The following is an 18,870-nucleotide window of genomic DNA, read 5'->3' on the forward strand; positions in this document are numbered from 1 at the left end:
AGTAGGAGCTCCCGGTGCGAGTGCTGATCGACCTGGACGACCGTCGATTCGAGTGCGAGGTTGCCCGTGCCGCGCCCGCCACCACGTTGTCCGACCTCGTGGAGGCCGCCGGCGGACCACGGGTTGCTCCTGATGAGCCGGTGTTTGTCAATGAAACAGAGGTGCGTGGGGCGACGCCGCTGTCCGAGCTGATTCTGCTGGAAGGCAGTCGGATCTCCCGTGCGCCGTGGCCGGTGCCGCAGCGTGTCCGCGGTTGGACCCTGACGCTGGCCGGCGGTCAGCGGACGGGAGGCGTGGTGGACGTTCCCCGGAACCGGGACATGCTGATCGGCAGGTCGCCCCACGCTGACCTGAGTCTCCCCACCGAAAGCGCGTCGTGGGATCACTTCCGGATCCACCGCGAGGAAGATGACGCGCTTCGTGTGCTGGATGGCGGCTCCACCAACGGCACATTGGTCAATGGGGAACCTGTAGGCGAGGACGGAGTCCTTGTCACGCAAACGGCCACGATCACGGCAGGCGGAACGGTTCTGCTCCTCCGCCCGGCGTTGGAAGAGACGCCCGCTCCGGCACCCGGCAGCCTGCATAACCTGACACCCGCATCAACGGCCCCGTTCAACAGGCCACCGCGCCCCGGGCGCGCGCCGGCCGGTGATCCGTTGGTTCCACCGGCCCGCAAGGACGTACCGCCGGCGAACAAATTCAGTTACATCACTGTCCTGGCTCCATTGGTCATGGCGGTCGCGATGGTCATGATCCTCAGGGACATGCGCTTCGCCATGTTTGCCATGCTCAGCCCGGTGATGGCGGTGGGCATGTGGTTTGAGCAGAAGCGCCGCCACGCCCGCGGCCTCAAGGACGAGGCAGAGCGTTTCGATGGTGCGCTCAAGGAATTTGAGCAGCAGATCCGTAAAGCCGCAGAAGTGGAAACTGCACGACGCCACCGGATGGTCCCCGATCCTGCCACAGTGGTCCGGCGTCCGGCCCTTCCGGCCACGTCTCTGTGGCAGCGCCGTGCCGACTCGGACGACTTCCTGGCCTTGCACGCAGGTACGGGTGACGTGCCGTGGAAGCCGGAAGTTGATCGGGCCGCGGGCTCGCGCCCGGACGAAAAGGTCAAGGAAACTCTCTCGGCAGCAAGACTTTTGGCCGCCCCTGTCCTGGTGGACCTGACCGACGCCGGCGTGGTGGGCATTGTTGGTTCACGGGACGGAGCATTGGCGTTGGCCCGCTCCCTGGTGGCCCAGGCCGCGGTGCATGTAGGTCCGGCAGACCTGACCATAGGTGTGTTCTGCGACGCCGGGCGGGCCGACGAATGGGAATGGGCGTCCTGGCTCCCGCACACACGCCAAACAGGCAGCAGCACCGGCGAGCGCTGGATGTCAGCGCATCGTGAAACCAGCCTTGCCATGTTGCGGACACTCAAGGATTCCGTGGAGGAACTGCCCACCCCGGCGCTCATGGTGGTCCTGGATTCCGATGTGCTGACCGAGGGCAGGGATGCTCCGGCCCGTGCGTTGCTCGGCATGGGCCGCTCCGTTCCCGGCGGCCACGTCAACCCGCAGAAGCGCCCGCCCCGCGTGGCTGGAATCGTCATCGCGACGTCCGAGGAGCAACTGCCTGCCTCCTGCACCACCATCATCAGGGTAGGTGCCGACGCCGCCGCAACGGTGGACCAGCCCGAGGACCTGACCCGCGTGGAGGACGTCATCCTGGCGGGCCTCGACCAGGAAGAGGCCCTGCGGTGCGCTACCCGCCTGGCACATTTTGACGACCCTGAGCTCAGCGTCCCCGGTGCCTCCCTGCCCTCGTTGGTCCGGCTGCCCGGGCTCCTGGGCTACGAACGCCCCTACGCAGCCACCGTCCGCCGTCTGTGGCAGGCACCCTCGGGCGTTTCCACACCTATCGGCACAGGGGAAAACGGGCCACTGACACTGGACCTTGTCAAGGACGGCCCGCATGGCCTGGTGGGCGGCACCACCGGCTCCGGCAAATCCGAATTTCTGCGTTCCCTCGTAGCCGGCCTCGCTGCCCGCAACGATCCAACCCGCTTGAACTTCATCCTGGTCGACTTCAAGGGTGGCGCCGCTTTCAAAGCCTGCGAACGCCTGCCCCACACCATCGGAACCATCTCCAACCTGGATGAGCAACTCGCAGACCGGGCCCTGATCGCCTTGGAAGCGGAGATGGAGCGCCGCCAACGGGTTTTTGCGGAGGCAGGCGAGGGGATCGATAACCTCAGTGCCTACCTGGCGACGAACCCGGCCGAGCCGATGCCCCGCCTACTGCTGGTAGTCGATGAGTTCGCGATGCTGGCCAAGGAATTCCCGGATGTGCTCACTGCGCTTGTCAGCATTGGCGCAGTGGGCCGCACCTTGGGCGTCCACATGATCCTGGCCACCCAGCGACCGGCCGGTGTGGTGAGCGATGACATCCTCGCCAACACCAACCTCCGCGTGGCGTTGCGTGTCCAGAGCCGCGATGACTCCAACAACGTCATCGGAGTACCCGCCGCGTCCGCCATTGGCCGGGCACAGATGGGGCGCGCCTTCGTGAAGCTTGGCCAGGACGACATCACGCCCGTCCAGACCGCACTGGTCACCGGACAGGCGCAGCTCGACGGCGGTCCCGCCGTCGACGTCCGGGACATCCGGCAGTTCGGCGTCCCCGCGCCCGCACCGGCACTTGCCCGGTCCGCTGCTGCGGACGAGAACGACCTGGACCTCCTCATCGACGCCGTTGTAGAAGCGAACGCTGAGGCCGGCTACGCCCCTCCCCGACAGGTCTGGCCGGAGGCATTGGGCGAACGCGTTGAGCTGGAAGGTTTTATGGCGGACACCGCTGCTGCAGGGACTGGAACCGTTGACCTTCCAAGGGTCGGCCAGGTGCAAGGGTCCAGCGTCCTGGTCACCCTTCTGGATGAGCCGGAGCTGCAGCGTCAGTCCGCGGCCGGGTGGGACATGTCCGTTGGGAATTTGATGCTGATGGGCGTTGCCGGCTCCGGGACCAGCACCACCCTCGCGTCCATCGCCCTTGCCCTTGCCAAGGACGCCGATCCGGCAGATCTCGACCTGATGATCCTGGACATGGGATCCGGGGACCTCGAATCACTGAAGCGCCTGCCCCACGCGGTGGCATATGTGGGAACCGGCGCCGGTGCCAAGGAGCAACAAGCGCGCTTCCTGCGGCACCTGAACACTGAATTGGAGAGCCGAAGGGCAGCGCCGGGTACGCATCGCCGGACCGTGGTGCTGATTGACGGCCTGGCATCCTTGCGCGATGAGTTCCAGGACTTTGAAGGGCAGCAGCTCCTGGGCCTGTTGTACCGGGCGTACGCGGACGGGCCGGCCCTCGGGTTGTCCTTTGCTGTGACCACTACCCGTGCCAAGGCCGTTCCCTCTGTCATGAACGAGGTCACCCTGCAGAAATGGCTGTTCCGGCTCGCCGACAACTACGACTACTCCTCGCTGGGCGTCCGGGCGAAGAACGTTCCCGCGGCGCTCCCCGGACGGTGCGTGGACCCTCGTACGTCCTTGCAAATGCATGTTGCAACGCCCGAAATCGGCCTGGAGGCGGCCGTGGACCGTGTGCGGCAGATCTGGGGGGACGCACCCGCCAAGACCACGGCCATCAGGAGCCTGCCCACCGACGTCACCATGGCCGATCTGGGCGTGAAACCACAACTCGAAACTGAGCCTTGGCACATCCCGGTGGGAATCCGCGAAACGGACCTGGCCCCTGCCTTCCTGGAAATCTACGAGGGCGAGCATGCCCTGATCGCCGGACCGGCCCGTTCGGGAAAATCCACCCTGCTCCTCGCCTTGGCCGATGCTGTCCGAGGCGCGGCCACCTCCCGGGGCTCCGCGAAGGTCTGGGCTATCTGCGACCGCCGCTCACCGTTGGCCAGTGCTGATCTGGACCGTACAGCCGTGGGGACGGACGAGATTCCGGCGTTGCTGGCTTCCCTGCGGATCGAGCGCGCCCCTGTGTTTTTGTTGATCGACGACGCCGAACGGTTCGAGGACACCGATCAGTCCATCGCGGGAATCGTGGCCTCCGGACCTCCGGGACTCTGCATCATTGCTTCAGGTCGTGCCGCTGACCTCCGCGGACTGTACAGCCACTGGACCAAGTCCATCCGCAAGTCCCGGCTGGGCGTGCTTCTCCAGCCGGACGTCAATTACGACGGCGAACTGCTGGGTGCCACTCTTCCGCGAAAGGCGCCCGTAGCATTGACCGCCGGACGCGGGTACTTAGGGGTGGGCGGGCAGATGTCGCTGATCCAGTCGATAAGCCCGGGCAGCTAGGGAGGGTACAGACATGCAGATGGCACAAACTGGTCAGGCGTTGGGAGCCTCCTACCGATTCGGAGAGCGGGTGGGCTCCGGCGCGGTGGGCGAGGTCTGGACGGTCACCTCCACGGACGGCCGGACCTTGGCAGCGAAGGTCCTGCGTCCCGAGCACGCCGATGACCCCTCCCTGGTGGAGCGGTTCGTCCGCGAGCGATCGGTGTTGCTCGGCCTGCAGGACTCCCACATCGTCACGGTCCGCGACATGGTGGTTGAAGGTGAACGGCTTGCCATCGTCATGGACTACGTCGCCGGCGGCTCGTTGCGCGACGTGGTTAGGGACGCCGGACCGCTGCCTCCCCAAGACGCCGTGAACGTCGCAGCCGAGATCTTCGATGCCCTGGCGTTTGCCCACTCACGAGGTGTCACGCACCGGGATATCAAGCCTGACAATGTGCTTCTCACGAAGCCGTGGTCCGAGTGTGGGTCCGGGGATGTGCGGGTTTCCGACTTCGGTATATCCGACGTCGTGGGCGAGAAGATCCGTCAAACGACCGGCCTGATCGGCACACCCCAATACATGCCGCCCGAACTCATCAGCCAAGGCCGTTCCGGGCCCCTGGGCGATGTGTACTCCACAGGAGTTCTGCTTTACGAACTCCTCGCCGGCCGGACTCCCTTCGCCGGTCCTGGTACAGACTTCACCGTCGCCTACCGCCACGTCTCTTCACGGCCACCGCGGATTCCGGTGGAGGATGCCCTGTGGGGTGTCCTTGAGCGGTTGTTGGCCAAGGATCCTGACCAGCGCCCCACCGCCCACGAAGCCGCGGCGACCCTCCGGCGCCTGGCACCCCGCCTTGCCGGCATCAAACCGATCGCCCGTGGGGAAGCACCCGAGGAATTCGACGACGTCGAACGTCACGCCACGGTGGTGCGTGGGGCATTTACCGATGACGATCTTGAAGCCTTGGCAACTGCACCTCCCTCCAGCCTCGATGCCGCAACCCCGGAACTCGGCCAAGCGGGCAACGCCACGATCGTCCGGCCCATGCCACGCCGGGACGAGGTGCCGTCCACCGCCGTCGAACGGTCCGAAGCCCCTGACGCGACTCCTTTCTGGCGCACCCGCAAAGCACTGCTTCTTGCAGGCGGTGCAGTCCTGTTGATCGTGGCGATGGTGGCTGGTTTCTTCCTCTTGTCCCCCACAGCCCAGCAGGCAGCACCTGCGGTTCAAGGCCAACAACTCTCCGCTCAGCTGCAGGACCCGGCGCTGCCGACCGGTCTCACCATTTCACGAAGCGCCACGTATGAGCCTTCCTCCGGGCAGGTCCGTTTGACGGTGTCCTACTCGGCGCAGAAGGCACCCTTGTCCGGTGAATTCCTCGAGGTCATCCCGGGGCTGGCAGAGCGAGATACCTGCCCGGCTGCCACCTGGGATGGTGCTGCCGTAAGCCGGAACCAGGCCTCCATCAGCGGCGTGGACGTTGAGTGCGGGTGGAAGCTTTCGGGCGTGGAGATCCCCGCAGGTGGATCCATCCAGGCAACCGCCAAGGTACCGGTGGCACCCGCGGACCAAAAGTCACTCGATGCGTGGCTGCGCTCAGGTTCCGAGGCAACCAAAGCCGCGACCCAGGATCCGGCCGTAAAGGGCACGGCTTACCCCGTGCAACGCCTCAAGGGCGTAGAGGTGCGCACGCCTGCCCGGGTTGTGACGCCGAGCCCGTTGAAGATCACCCTGGTTCCCGTATGGGCGGGCGGTGCCGACGAGTTGAACCCGCTTTACGTGAGTCCTTCGTCGGGCAAACCGTCCCAGATGCTCGCAGCAGTGACCGGTGGGGAGAAGGGCCTGCGATTCGCCGATGGCTGCGGCGGCGCGCTGGCCGTAGACAGTTCGGGGCTCACGGTCACAGCCCTGCAGATCACTCCGCAGTGCACCGTGCGGGCCAGTGTTGGGAACTTCACGGAGCTTCAGTCAGCGCCGTTCGGCATTACGTCCCGGGAGAACGCCGGGGACTAGCTTGCACGTGAGGGGTTGGCCCTCAAGACTTTTAAGCCAACCAATGCCACGAGATCCAACCCCTCGCTACCATGGGAATGGAGGCAACCATGGGCAAGTCACCGCAACGAACAAGCAAAAGCACTGACTATGAATTCGTCACAGTCTGGCGGGTGGCGGGGACCCGCGAGGAAGTTCTGGACGTCCTCGGCAACGCTGCGACGCTCAAACAATGGTGGCCCGCTGTCTACCTCACGGTGACGCCGTTGACTCCGGGTGGACCCGACGGAGTTGGAGCCTCGTACGACCTCCACACCAAGGGCTGGCTCCCCTACACGTTGCGTTGGCGGCTCACTGTTACTGAACCAGTCACAATCGACGGCTTCGCACTCACGGCCGCAGGAGACCTCAATGGCACCGGCCGCTGGACCTTCGAGGCCGACGGACCGGAAGTTGTGATCACCTACGACTGGCGGGTCAGCACGGCCAAGCCCCTTCTTCGCCGACTCAGTTGGCTCCTCAAACCGGCTTTCTCGGCGAACCATCACTGGGCCATGGCGCGCGGCGAGGAGAGCCTGAAACTGGAGCTCCGCCGTCGGCGTTCCGGTTTGGCCACGGACATACCCGAACCTCCCCAACCCACGTTTGTTCGACGCGCGAGGGGTTAGTTCCCGCGACTTTCAGAGCCCCTAAAGCCGCGAGATCCAACCCCTCGGCACCGTTGTCCACATAGCAACCCATCCGGTTCCAAGGTGGTTCCGAACTCCCGATAGAATCAAGACGCTGACAACGCCGGCGATCAGAGAATATGGAGGGAGGACCCGTGCGCACATCGCAGACCCGGGCACCCTTCCATGCATTCCGGTCCGGCATCATCTCCTTGGTGATTGTCCTGTTGGCAGCCGGAGCGCACGTCGCAGGTGGCGGAGAACTCCCCACGGCCCCGGTCCTGATCGCGCTTATCGCGCTGACAGCATTGGCCACCACATTGGCCACGCGGTTCAAACTCAACGTCGTCACCCTGGTCACGCTTTTGGGCGCGGGCCAACTCGCGCTCCACGAGGCCTTCACGGCCCTCGGGCCAATCGTGGCGGCAGCACCAGGAACCAGCCACCACCTCGGCGCGGAAACCCCGCCCCCAGCTTTGGACATTGCATCAGCCCACGTCCATGAACTCAGCGGCACGTTTGGTGTCCTGATGCTGATGGCACACGCTGCTGCCGTCGTAGGCTCCGCGATCCTGCTGGCCAAGGGCGAGGATGCGCTTTGGCAGCTGGCGGCATGGTTGCGGCCACTGCTCGCGCTGCCCGCTTTGGTGTTCAGGCCCGACGCCGGAGCGTCACCGATCGCCGTCGGCGCGCCTGCCATATTCATTCCCCGCCCTTGGCGGAACCTCAGGCAAGACAGCAGACGCGGGCCTCCCGCCGTCGTCGCGCTTTCCTAGTTCCGCCCGGCACCAACGCTGCAAAGCGTGCACAAGCCTTGCATGGTGACGGGCCCCATACCCGTACCCCCGCGCCTTATACAGCGCACCCGAAAGGCAATCCCATGAAGACGTCCTCGCTCCGTCGTACCCTGTCCGCAACCGCCGTAGCCGGCGGGACCGCCGCCCTGATGATGGCTGGCCTCGCGGGAGCATCCGCACACGTTTCCGCCGATCCGAACAAGACCGCTGCCAACTCGTACGCGCTGGTGACGTTCGGCATTCCCCATGGCTGCGACACCTCCCCCACCACCAAGGTGACCATCAACCTGCCCCAGGAATTGACCGACGCCCAGCCCACTGTGAATCCCAACTGGACGGTCGAAAAGGTCAGCGAAACCCTCGCGGAGCCCAAGAAACTGGACGACGGCACCACCATCACCAAGCGCACAAGCCAGATTGTCTACACCGCCAAGACCCCCTTGGACCCACACCTGCGTGACGCCTTGGTTTTGTCAGTGAAGTTGCCGGATGCAGCAGGCAAGACGATCTACTTCCCCACGCTCCAGACCTGTGAGCAGGGGCAGACGGACTGGTCGGAAATCGCCAAAGAGGGCCAGGATGAGCACGAGCTCAAGGCTCCCGCGCCCTCTGTCACCATCACGGCCGCCGATGCCGCAGGAGACCACCACGCGGCACCCGCCGTCTCCACCGAACAAGCATCTGCAGTATCCGATGACGGTTCGCAGGCCCGCAGCTGGGCGGGCCTGATCGCAGGCATTGCCGGACTCGGCCTGGGCGGGGCTGCCTTCTTCCGCAGCCGTTCGGCGAAGCCGGCCGCGGTCGAGGCCGACACCAAGTAGCGCCCCCACGGGTTGGCGTCCGGAATATCACGATCCGGACGCCAATCCGTGCTCTTGGCCGTGGCTGAATTGACTCACGTGACGGCCAAAGCAAGGCTGGTGCCCATGTGGACTCAGCGCATCAAAACCGGACTTGTGACGACGACGGCAGCCGCATCATTGCTGCTCCTTGCGGCCTGTGGGCCCAGCCCCAGCCCCGCGGGATCCAGCGGCGCCCCGCCCACCAGCGCAACACCGTCGGCGTCGGCATCGTCCACGCCCTCCCAAACAGCGACGACGACGCCGTCGCCCTCGGCGACCGCCACATCCGCCGCACCCGCAGCTCCCGCGCTGTGCAAGGCAGCATCGCTCACTGCAACAACCGATGCAACCGGCGGCGGAGCAGCAGGCAGTGTCTACGAAAAACTGATCCTGACAAACTCCGGCGCTACTAACTGCGTCCTGGAGGGTTTTGCCGGTGTTTCCCTGACCGCAGACGCCAGCGGTGATCCGATCGGCGAGCCTGCGGCGCGTGAAACCACCACCCCCGTCACCAGGATTGAGCTGGCTCCGGGCAAGTCTGCGTGGGCAGAAATCCGTTACACACAGGCCGGCAATTACGGCGACTGCACCCGGGTTTCGGCGGCAGGATTCCGTATCTACCCGCCCAACGACACTGCGTCCTTGTTCGTGGCCGAACCGCACGATGCGTGCAGCAACGCTGGTATCAAGCTCCTGACGGTCACCGCATTCCAAGCAGTCTGATCATCTTCCGGCGGCTCCGGCTTATTCTGTCGGAGCCGTGGGGCATGATGGAGGAATGCAGGAGCCGCAGGCGTCGCAGGGCGCCATCAGCCGTTTCAGCCAAGCAACCAGGGAATGGTTCCTAGGCGCCTTTTCCGAGCCCACGCCCGCGCAGGATGGGGCTTGGAATGCGATCTCCTCCGGCTCCCACGCTTTGGTGGTGGCACCTACTGGCTCCGGCAAAACCCTCGCCGCCTTCCTGTGGGCGTTGGACCAGCTGCATGCCAAGCCGACGGATACGCTGCCTGGGCTCGAAACGGTTCCAGCCAACGGCAAAGGCCGCGCCAAGCGCCCCAAAACCAAGACCCGTGTCCTCTACATCTCACCGCTGAAGGCCTTGGGCGTCGACGTCGAGCGCAACCTCCGGGCCCCGTTGATCGGCATCACCCAGACCGCCAAGAGGCTGGGGCTTCCGGCGCCGCTGGTGACTGTCGGGGTCCGCTCCGGTGATACGACGGCGGCAGATCGCCGAACGCTGCTGACCAACCCGCCGGACATCCTGATCACGACTCCGGAATCCCTCTTCCTGATGCTGACGTCCCGGGCCAGGGAAACGCTCAGCGAAGTGGACACCATCATCATTGATGAGGTTCACGCTGTTGCCGGAACCAAGCGCGGTGCGCACTTGGCGGTATCGCTTGAACGGCTGGACGCGCTGCTGCCCAAGCCCGCACAGCGCATTGGCCTCTCTGCGACGGTCCAACCCCGCGAGTTGGTGGCACAGTTCCTTGCGGGTCAGGCGCCCGTGGAGATCGTGGCACCTCCGTCCAAGAAAAACTGGAACCTGACGGTCACAGTGCCTGTAGAGGACATGTCGGACCTGCAGGGTGCGGCAGGGGCGTTCGACTCAGGTCCGGCCTCGGGCCTTCAGCCGCAGGCCTCCATCTGGCCGCATGTGGAGGAACAGATCGTGGATCTGGTCCTGTCCAAACAGTCCACCATTGTCTTTGCCAATTCCCGCAGGCTCTCGGAGCGGCTAACGGCCAGGCTGAACGAAATTTACGCCGAGCGCCAGCTCATGGCAGTGGGAGGCGGAGCGTGGGCGGCACCGGACGACGCCCCCGCGGTGCCGGCATCCACAGCGACTCCCGCCCACATGATGGCGCAAGCAGGCAGCACCACCGGCGCGGACCCCGTCCTGGCCCGCGCACACCACGGCTCGGTATCCAAGGACCAGCGGGCCATGATCGAGGACGACCTCAAATCCGGGAGGCTGCGCTGCGTTGTGGCCACGTCGTCGTTGGAGCTTGGAATCGACATGGGCGCCGTGGACTTGGTCATCCAGGTGGAATCACCGCCCTCGGTGGCCAGCGGCCTCCAGCGTGTCGGCCGCGCCGGGCACCAGGTGGGCGAAATTTCGGAGGGCGTGCTCTTCCCCAAGCACCGCGCGGACCTCCTGCATACCAGCGTCACCGTGGAACGCATGCTCAGTGGCCAGATCGAGCGTTTGAGCATTCCGGCCAACCCCCTCGACATCCTCGCCCAGCAGACAGTTGCGGCCACCGCCCTGGGCAGCATCGACGTGGAGGACTGGTTCAGCACAGTGCGTCGGTCTGCGCCGTTCGCGAGCCTTCCCCGCTCCGCTTTCGAAGCAACGCTGGACCTGTTGGCTGGACGTTATCCCTCCGACGAATTTGCCGAACTCCGGCCGCGCATCATTTGGGACCGTCACGCCGGGACCATTGAGGGTAGGCCTGGCGCCCAGCGCCTTGCCGTTACTTCAGGTGGCACCATCCCGGACCGTGGGCTGTTCGGTGTGTACATCATCGGCACCGAGGTTGAGGGGTCCTCCTCCTCCGGCAGCGCGGACGGAAGTGAGCCCACTGCTTCGGCCCGTGCTGCGAAGGGCGGACGCCGCGTCGGGGAACTCGACGAAGAAATGGTTTATGAATCCCGGGTGGGCGACGTCTTCGCCCTGGGTGCCACCAGTTGGAAGATCGAGGACATCACCCACGATCGCGTACTGGTCTCGCCCGCTTTCGGACAGCCCGGCAAGCTGCCCTTTTGGAAGGGTGACTCGCTGGGCCGCCCCGTGGACCTGGGCCGCGCACTGGGCGCGTTCATCCGTGAACTTTCAGCTGCCGACCAGGCGCCCGCAATGGAACGCTGCCAGGCCAGCGGGCTGGATGCCTTCGCTGCCAGCAACCTCCTGCAGTACTTAAGGGAGCAAAAGGAAGCCACGGAAATCGTCCCCAGCGACCGTACGTTGGTGGTGGAACGCTTCCATGACGAACTTGGAGACTGGCGTGTTGTCCTCCATAGCCCGTTCGGGATGCCCGTTCATGCGCCGTGGGCACTCGCCGTGGGTCAACGCCTGCAGCAGCGGTACGGCCTGGATGGTTCGGCCATGGCAGCGGACGACGGCATTGTGCTGCGCGTCCCCATGATGGAGGACGAACCACCCGGGGCGGACCTGTTCCTGTTCGATCCCGACGAACTCGAGCAGATCGTCACCACCGAAGTGGGCGGCAGTGCCCTGTTCGCTTCCCGGTTCCGGGAATGCGCAGCCCGGGCTCTGCTGTTGCCGCGCCAGAACCCTGCCAAACGGCAACCGCTGTGGCAGCAGCGCCAGCGTTCTGCACAACTGCTGGATGTCGCCAAGAAATACCCTTCCTTCCCTATCGTGCTCGAAGCAGTCCGCGAGTGCCTGCAGGATGTTTACGATCTGCCCGCGCTCAAAGACATTGCGGCATCGGTGGAGCGCCGCGAGCTCAGGATCGTGGAAACGACCACGCAGCAGCCTTCCCCGTTCGCCAAGTCCCTCCTGTTTGGCTACGTGGCCCAGTTCCTTTACGAGGGCGATTCACCGCTCGCCGAACGGCGGGCCGCTGCCCTGGCACTGGACTCCACCCTCCTCAATGAGCTCCTAGGGCGGGTGGAACTCCGTGAACTCCTGGACGCGTCCGTCATTGACCGGACCGAGCTGGAGTTGCAACGGCTTCTGCCTGACAGGCGGGTTCGTGGCATGGAGGGCGTCGCTGATCTGTTGCGCCTGCTTGGCCCCCTCAGTGTCGAGGAAGTGGCGGAACGGCTTCAAGGACAGGAACAGCCCGAACCTTCCCTGCAGGCGGCTCTGGACCAGGCAACGGACCCCGAGGATCCTGACCACATCGAGGAAGCCCCCGCGGCAGCACCACATGGCACTGTTACTGATGCCGGCCATCACCTCGCTGCACTCCAGAAAGCTAATCGCGCGCTCAAGGTGACCATTGGCGGCGTCGAGCGCTTTGCTGCGGTGGAGGACGCTGCCCGGCTGCGTGACGCTATTGGCGTCCCGTTGCCCATGGGTGTACCCCTGGCGTTCATCGAGCCGGTCCACGATCCTCTGGGCGATCTCGTTTCACGGTATGCCCGCACCCACGGACCGTTTACTGCGGCCGAGGCTGCCACACGGCTGGGGCTGGGGGTTGCGGTCGTCAATGGCGCGCTGAAGCGATTGGCCGGCGATGGCCGCGTTGTGGAAGGCGAGTTCCGTCCGCATGCGGTGGCCGAACCGCAGGCCGTCGAAGCAACGGATCCCGAGCTCATGTCCGTCGATGCACCTCCCGCGAGCGAATGGTGTGATGCCGAGGTCCTGCGGAAACTGCGCCGGCGGTCACTGGCTGCGCTGCGCGCCGAAGTGGAACCAGTGGACACGGCCGCTTACGGGCGGTTCCTTCCCGAGTGGCAAAACGTGACCACCCCGGGCAAGTCCCGCAGCCAGGCGTTGCGCGGGCTGGATGGAATCATCACGGCAGTGGACCAGCTGTCCGGCGTGCCCATTCCGGCGTCGGCGTGGGAACCGTTGGTACTCGCGAGCCGGGTGGCGGATTACAAGCCTGCCATGCTGGACGAACTGATGGCCGCCGGGGAGCTCCTCTGGTCCGGAGCCGGGTCCCTGCCCGGTAACGACGGCTGGATCAGCCTCCACGTTGCCGACTCCGCGGAGCTGACCCTCAATCCTTCTCCCGATTTCGAACCGGGGGATGCCCAACAGCGCCTCCTTGAGCACTTCAGCGCGGGCGGCGGCTACTTCTTCCGGCAACTCACGGACGTCGCTGGTGGCATGGATACGGTGCTCAGCGATGACGCCGTGGTGACCGCGCTGTGGGACCTTGTCTGGGCCGGGCGGGTAACTGGAGATACATTCGCCCCCGTCCGTGCCATGATTGCCGGCGGGAAAACAGCCCACCGCCAGGTCGCCAAGGCGCCGAGGGCGCGGGCACCACGCATGAGCAGGCTCGGCCGTTCCCACGGGACGGGACTGCTGGGATCTCCAGGCCTCACCGGGGGCCGCTACGGTTCGGTGACGGGCGGCATTGCGCCCGCGCCGCCTTCCGCGGTCGGCCGCTGGTCCGCGTTGCCTGCGCCGGAGCTGGACCCCACCATCCATGCCCGGGGCACGGCTGAGCTGCTGCTGGACAGGTACGGCGTCGTAACCCGCGGTTCGGTGATGGCTGAGAACATCCTGGGCGGCTTTGGGCTCATGTACAAAGTCCTTGCACGGCTTGAGGAAGCCGGGCGATGCCGCCGAGGCTACTTCATCGAGCATCTGGGGGCTGCCCAGTTCGCGGTCCCCGCCACCGTGGACCGCCTGCGCTCGTTCACAGAAGATGCCCGCATTTCCAAGGCGGAACCGTCCGCGCTGGCACTTGCCGCCACGGATCCAGCCAACCCCTACGGTGCCGCGCTCCCCTGGCCGGCGCTGTCCGTCGACGCCGGGTCCGGCCACCGCCCGGGGCGAAAAGCCGGGGCGCTGGTGGTCATGGTCGACGGCGCGCTGGTCCTTTACGTGGAACGCGGCGGTAAGACGCTGCTCACTTTCAGCCAGGACGAGGGAGTGCTGACGGTTGCCGCCCAGGCGTTGGTGGACGTGGTGCGGCGGGGAGCAGTGGACAAACTCTTCATGGAGAAGGTCAATGGCCACGATCTCCTGGAAACACCCATCGCAGTTGCCCTGGCGGCGGCAGGCGCATACTCAACTCCGAAGGGACTGCGGATCCGTGCCTGAAGGCGATTCCATTTGGCGGGCCGCGTCACGGTTGAACGAAGCTTTGGCCGGACATGTCATCACGGCGTCGGACTTCCGTGTGCCGCGCTTCGCCACCCTCAACCTGTCGGGTTGGACCATGAAGGAAGTGGTCCCCCGGGGCAAGCACCTGCTCATGCGTCTCGTTGGGCCCGCTGACGAGGCGCCCGGTGCCAGCAGGAAGCCCCGGGAACTGACCATCCATTCCCACCTCAAGATGGAGGGCAACTGGATGATCTACCCACCGGGTGGTCGTTGGACCAAGCCCGGCCACACGGCACGGTGCGTCCTGCGCACGGCCGAGGCTGACGCGGTGGGGTTCTCGCTGGGCATCCTGGAAGTTGTGCCCACGGCAGAGGAAGAAAAGATCGTTGGACACCTCGGCCCGGATCTCCTTGGTCCGGATTGGGACGAAGAAGAAGCACTCCGCAGGCTCCGCGCCGAACCGGAGGTCACTGTAGGTTTTGCTTTGTTGGACCAGAGGAAGCTTGCAGGCATCGGCAATATTTACCGCTGCGAAGCGTGCTTCCTCTCCGGCATCCACCCCGCACTGCCGGTGGGTGAAGTGCCCGACCTCGCCAAAACGGTGAACGACGCCAAACGTCTTTTGGGTGAAAACCTTGGACCTGGCCGCCGGACGACCTTGGGACCGCGCGCCCTGCGGCCCGGCTACTGGGTTTACGGCAGGGAACGCCAGCCTTGCAGGCGTTGCGGCACCACGGTTCGACGCGGCCTCCTGGCAGGCCCCGACGGAACAGAGGAACGGGACATCTACTTCTGTCCACGCTGCCAGCCCGCGCCGTAGCCAGCCCGCCGTTGCCAGCCCAGCCCCTGAGGCCGCGGCCCGGCCGGACACCGTATCTCCGTCCCGGCCGGGCGCATCGGTAACCGCCGCGACGACGACGCACTACGCGCAGGGCCCCGCCGACTACTCCAGGAAGCTCCCCAGCCGCCCCAGCAATAGTCGCCGGACCCGCGCTGCCTGCGCGCCGCCGTCGGACGTTTTTCTACACCGTCCGCCACCATTTCTGGTTGGCCGAACCGGCGCAATCCCATAATTGCAAGCGTGAACCATTCGTAGCAGACCAGTCCGCGACGTCAACGCATTTGTTGGCCTGTGGGTTCACCAAATCCCCCGCGGAGTTGAGGACGAACTGCTGCGCCGCGCTTCCGTTGCAGGCAGTCAGCTGGATCTGGGCGCCGTTGGCCGTGGAGCCCCACGCCACGTCCATGCACTTGCCCAACGTCCGAACGGTCCCGTTGCCCGCAAAAGTCCATTGTTCTGACGCGGCAGTGTCGCAGTCCCACAACTGGAGTGAGGAACCGTCGATGGCCTGGCGTCCGGCGACGTCGATGCATTTGCCCGCATAACCCTGGATCCGGACACTGGGCGCGGCGGACGGTGGCGCCGAAGCGGGTGCGAGGTCGTAAACGCGGACGTAGTCCACCAGCATGGTTTGCGGGAGCGCCGTCTCCGGATCCGGCGCTCCGGGCCACGTGCCGCCGACGGCGAGGTTGAGCAGAAGGAAGAAATTGTGGTCGAAAGCCCAGGGCCCCGGAACGCTGGCCTTGGTCTTATGTGAGTAGGCAATGCCGTCGATGTACCAGGTGATGGAATCCGGCCCCCAGTCCACGGTGAAGGTGTGGAACGCGTCTCCCAAAGCTTGGCCGTGGGGCAGGGTGTAGCTGGCGTTGACCGAGTTTGCGCCCGAATAGCCTGGACCGTGGATGCTGCCCCAAGTGGTTCCGGGTTCCTTGCCGACGTTTTCCATGACGTCGAGCTCGCCGCTGTTGGGCCAGCCATCTGTGAAGACGTTGTCGCCCAGCATCCAAAACGCGGGCCACATTCCTTGTCCTTTAGGCAGCTTCAGACGGGCTTCAAAGCGTCCTTGGTTGCGGCTGAACTTACCAGCGGTCAATAGCCGGGCCGAGGTGTACTGGCACGGTCCGTAGTGGCAGGTGTAATTGTCCGGGTTTTCGCGGCGAGCAGTGATGGCCATGTTTCCGTTCCCGTCCATGGCGGCGTTGCGGGTGCTGTCCGTGTAGTACTGCAGTTCGCTGTTGCCCCATCCGGACCCTCCCGTGTCGTGGAGCCATTTGCTGTTGTCCGGGGCGGTGCCGGCGGGACCGTTGAACTCGTCGCTCCACACCAGCGCACCAGGGGCCGGCATGCCGGCGGCCGCCAGCGCCGGAGGCTCAGGAGCGATGAGTGTCGCCATGAGCGTAAATCCGACGATGACCATCACCATGGGTGTGAGTCGTCGCTTCATGACAGCAACTCTGACTGCCTTGCCATTCGGCGCGCAAGGCCTTGGTGTGGGGACACGCCAAATGTCACCCCCAGGAAATAATCAACGCGAAAGTACTTATCAATCCCGTAACGGCGACGAAATGCAGCCGGGAGAAAGTGGAAAGAGGAACCATCGGCTTGGCCCAACAAGTCCGTGGCTTAGGGAAATTCCGTTCGCACCTGAATTCCTTCCTCTGAGCATCGACGATGCATGCTCCAGGCGCGTCAGCCGTGTCCTCCCAACTTCGCCTTCAGGGCGTAGGGACAGCCTGCCGCGCCTTTGCCTTTTCCCCAGCAGTTACCCGGAGGCTAAACATGGGCATTCACAAGCAGATATTGGTAAGGATCCTTGCGGTCCTCGTGGTTTCCTTTGGATTGATCTACATCAGTTGGCGCTGGTCAGGAACCGTTGCGTGGGACGCGTGGTGGATCTCCCTGCCGCTCGTGGCCGCGGAAACGTACAGCCTGGGCGAGTCAACGCTGTACGCCGTCACCATGTGGAATGCACGACGGCGGCCACCGCCCCCGCCTGCCCTGCCGGGCCGGACGGTGGACGTTTTCATCGCCACCTACAACGAGCCGCTTGAGCTTGTCCTCAAGACGGCGATTGCGGCCAGGGACATGGAGTATCCGCACGAAACGTGGATCCTGGACGACGGGAACCGCAGCGGGTTTGCGAGCGCAGCCCGGCAGATCGGCGTCGGATACATTACCCGTGGTCCCGAGTGGGACGGTCGGCAGCGGTTTGCCAAGGCCGGCAATGTCAACAACGCATTGTCCATGACCACGGGCGAGTTCGTGGCCATCCTGGACGCGGACCAGGTCCCCGAAGCACGGTTCCTGGACCGGGTCATGGGCTACTTCGATGCTGAGGAAGTGGCGTTCGTCCAGACGCCGCAACATTTCTGGAATGTTCCGGACCGGGACCCCCTGGGCAGCCAGGCCGAACTGTTCTACGGCCCCATCCAGCAGGGCAAGGACGGTTGGGACGCAGCGTTTTTCTGCGGTTCGAATGCTGTCCTGCGCAGGGAAGCCCTCATGGCCCTGGGCCTGACGCGCTACACCCGGACCGCCACCGAGCACACCTGGAGCGCTTTGCGCAGGGGCCGGTCCCGGCTGCAGGACCTGCACGGGGAACTCGGCCGTCGCCATCCAGCCGCCATGCCGGTGGTGGAGCAGGCCATGGCAGCGGTTACCCGTGCCGAACAGCAGCTTCGCCGCGGCGACGTCTTGGCTGAGATCACGTTCGAGCTCCGGGTTTCCTTCCACGCCGCAGCGTTGGCTGTTCCGGAAGCCATGGAGGACGTCATGCCGGAACTCGACGCAGTCCTGGAGTCGGTGGATGTTGCCCATACCGACCAGGCGTTGGCCATCCACCCGATGGACACCACCACCATCACGGAGGACATGGCTACGGCCATGCACCTTCACGCCATGGGCTGGGGCAGCGTTTACCACCACGAGGTCCTGGTGCACGGGTTGGCCCCGGAGGATGTGTCCACCATGCTGTCCCAGCGCCACCGCTGGGCAGCCGGGACCATGCAGGTGTTTTTCAACGACAATCCGCTGTTCCTGCGGGGGCTCACCGTGGCCCAGCGCCTCATGTATTTGGGCACCATGACCAGTTACCTGAACGGTTTTGCCGCACTGAGCTACATCTCGGCGCCGGTGGTGTTCCTGGTGGCCGGCACGTACCCGCTCACAGCGAGTCCGGTGGTGTTCTTCTGCCTGTTCCTGCCGTTCTTCCTTTCCTGCCAGCTCCTCTTCCAGGTGGCAGGCAACGGGTCCAAGGGATTGTGGCGCGGCCAGCAGTGGTCGTTCGCGCTCTTTCCAACATGGATCGCGGCGACCTGTTCCGGTGCTGCCGCGGTCTTCCTGGGCAAGCACCTGACGTTCTCCGTGACGGCCAAAAGCAAGCAGGCGGCAGGACGCGGCTTCCAGCACGTCCGGCTTCAACTGGTGGCGATGGCTGTCCTGGTGGTCTCGTCGGGCATCGGCATAGCGCGCGCAGCTACCGGCGAGGCGCCGCTGTACCCAACGCTCATCACCCTCGCTTGGGTGGCATTGGACCTTGCCATGCTCAGCGTGGTCATCGGCGCCGCCAGGTACCGGGGCCCTGGAGAGGAACAGGTGGATCCCATGCCCACACCCGATGAACTCCCCAGCGTCCTCAATCCGGCGACGCTCACCCCTCCGCCTGCCAGGCGCTGATCCACAC

General features: G+C 65.2%; 10 protein-coding genes. 9 read left to right on the forward strand and 1 reads right to left on the reverse strand.

The features are described 5' to 3' along the window. Positions 1-14: 14 nt before the first annotated feature. From ACNQOP_RS03405 to ACNQOP_RS03440, 8 genes are all read left to right on the forward strand, one after another. Positions 15-4,307, forward strand: coding sequence for an FtsK/SpoIIIE domain-containing protein (locus tag ACNQOP_RS03405; protein WP_416403332.1), 4,293 nt, complete (start codon positions 15-17; stop codon positions 4,305-4,307). A gap of 19 nt (positions 4,308-4,326) precedes the next feature. Beyond that, entirely contained in the window at positions 4,327-6,306 is a 1,980-nt protein-coding gene (locus tag ACNQOP_RS03410; RefSeq protein WP_416403333.1) for a serine/threonine-protein kinase, read from the forward strand. 89 nt (positions 6,307-6,395) lie between these two features. Beyond that, positions 6,396-6,953, forward strand: a complete 558-nt coding sequence (locus tag ACNQOP_RS03415; RefSeq protein ID WP_416403334.1) for an SRPBCC family protein — start codon at positions 6,396-6,398, stop codon at positions 6,951-6,953. 155 nt (positions 6,954-7,108) lie between these two features. After that, positions 7,109-7,729, forward strand: a complete 621-nt coding sequence (locus ACNQOP_RS03420) for a hypothetical protein (RefSeq protein ID WP_416403335.1) — start codon at positions 7,109-7,111, stop codon at positions 7,727-7,729. 104 nt (positions 7,730-7,833) lie between these two features. Then, positions 7,834-8,571, forward strand: coding sequence for a YcnI family protein (locus tag ACNQOP_RS03425; protein ID WP_416403336.1), 738 nt, complete (start codon positions 7,834-7,836; stop codon positions 8,569-8,571). Positions 8,572-8,676: 105 nt separating this feature from the next. Next, positions 8,677-9,315: a DUF4232 domain-containing protein gene (locus tag ACNQOP_RS03430; RefSeq protein WP_416403603.1), complete on the forward strand. Its 639-nt coding sequence runs from the start codon at positions 8,677-8,679 to the stop codon at positions 9,313-9,315. A gap of 55 nt (positions 9,316-9,370) precedes the next feature. Beyond that, the gene (locus ACNQOP_RS03435) at positions 9,371-14,344 is read left to right on the forward strand and encodes a DEAD/DEAH box helicase (protein WP_257370423.1); all 4,974 of its coding nucleotides are present in this window, start codon (positions 9,371-9,373) and stop codon (positions 14,342-14,344) included. After that, positions 14,337-15,167, forward strand: coding sequence for a DNA-formamidopyrimidine glycosylase family protein (locus ACNQOP_RS03440; RefSeq protein WP_416403337.1), 831 nt, complete (start codon positions 14,337-14,339; stop codon positions 15,165-15,167). Before ACNQOP_RS03435 ends, ACNQOP_RS03440 begins: the two co-directional genes overlap by 8 nt. 202 nt (positions 15,168-15,369) lie before the next feature. On the opposite strand, the gene ACNQOP_RS03445 is transcribed toward ACNQOP_RS03440, so the two are convergent. Continuing rightward, positions 15,370-16,632 (reverse strand): ricin-type beta-trefoil lectin domain protein, encoded by a 1,263-nt coding sequence (locus ACNQOP_RS03445; protein WP_416403338.1) that lies wholly within the window; start codon positions 16,630-16,632, stop codon positions 15,370-15,372. Between the two features lie 335 nt (positions 16,633-16,967). Here ACNQOP_RS03445 and ACNQOP_RS03450 point away from each other — a divergent pair, with 335 nt between their 5' ends. Beyond that, the gene (locus ACNQOP_RS03450) at positions 16,968-18,863 is read left to right on the forward strand and encodes a glycosyltransferase family 2 protein (RefSeq protein WP_416403339.1); all 1,896 of its coding nucleotides are present in this window, start codon (positions 16,968-16,970) and stop codon (positions 18,861-18,863) included. Positions 18,864-18,870 lie beyond the last annotated feature (7 nt).

The organism is Arthrobacter sp. LFS091 (assembly GCF_047977885.1).
Lineage (GTDB): Bacteria > Actinomycetota > Actinomycetes > Actinomycetales > Micrococcaceae > Arthrobacter.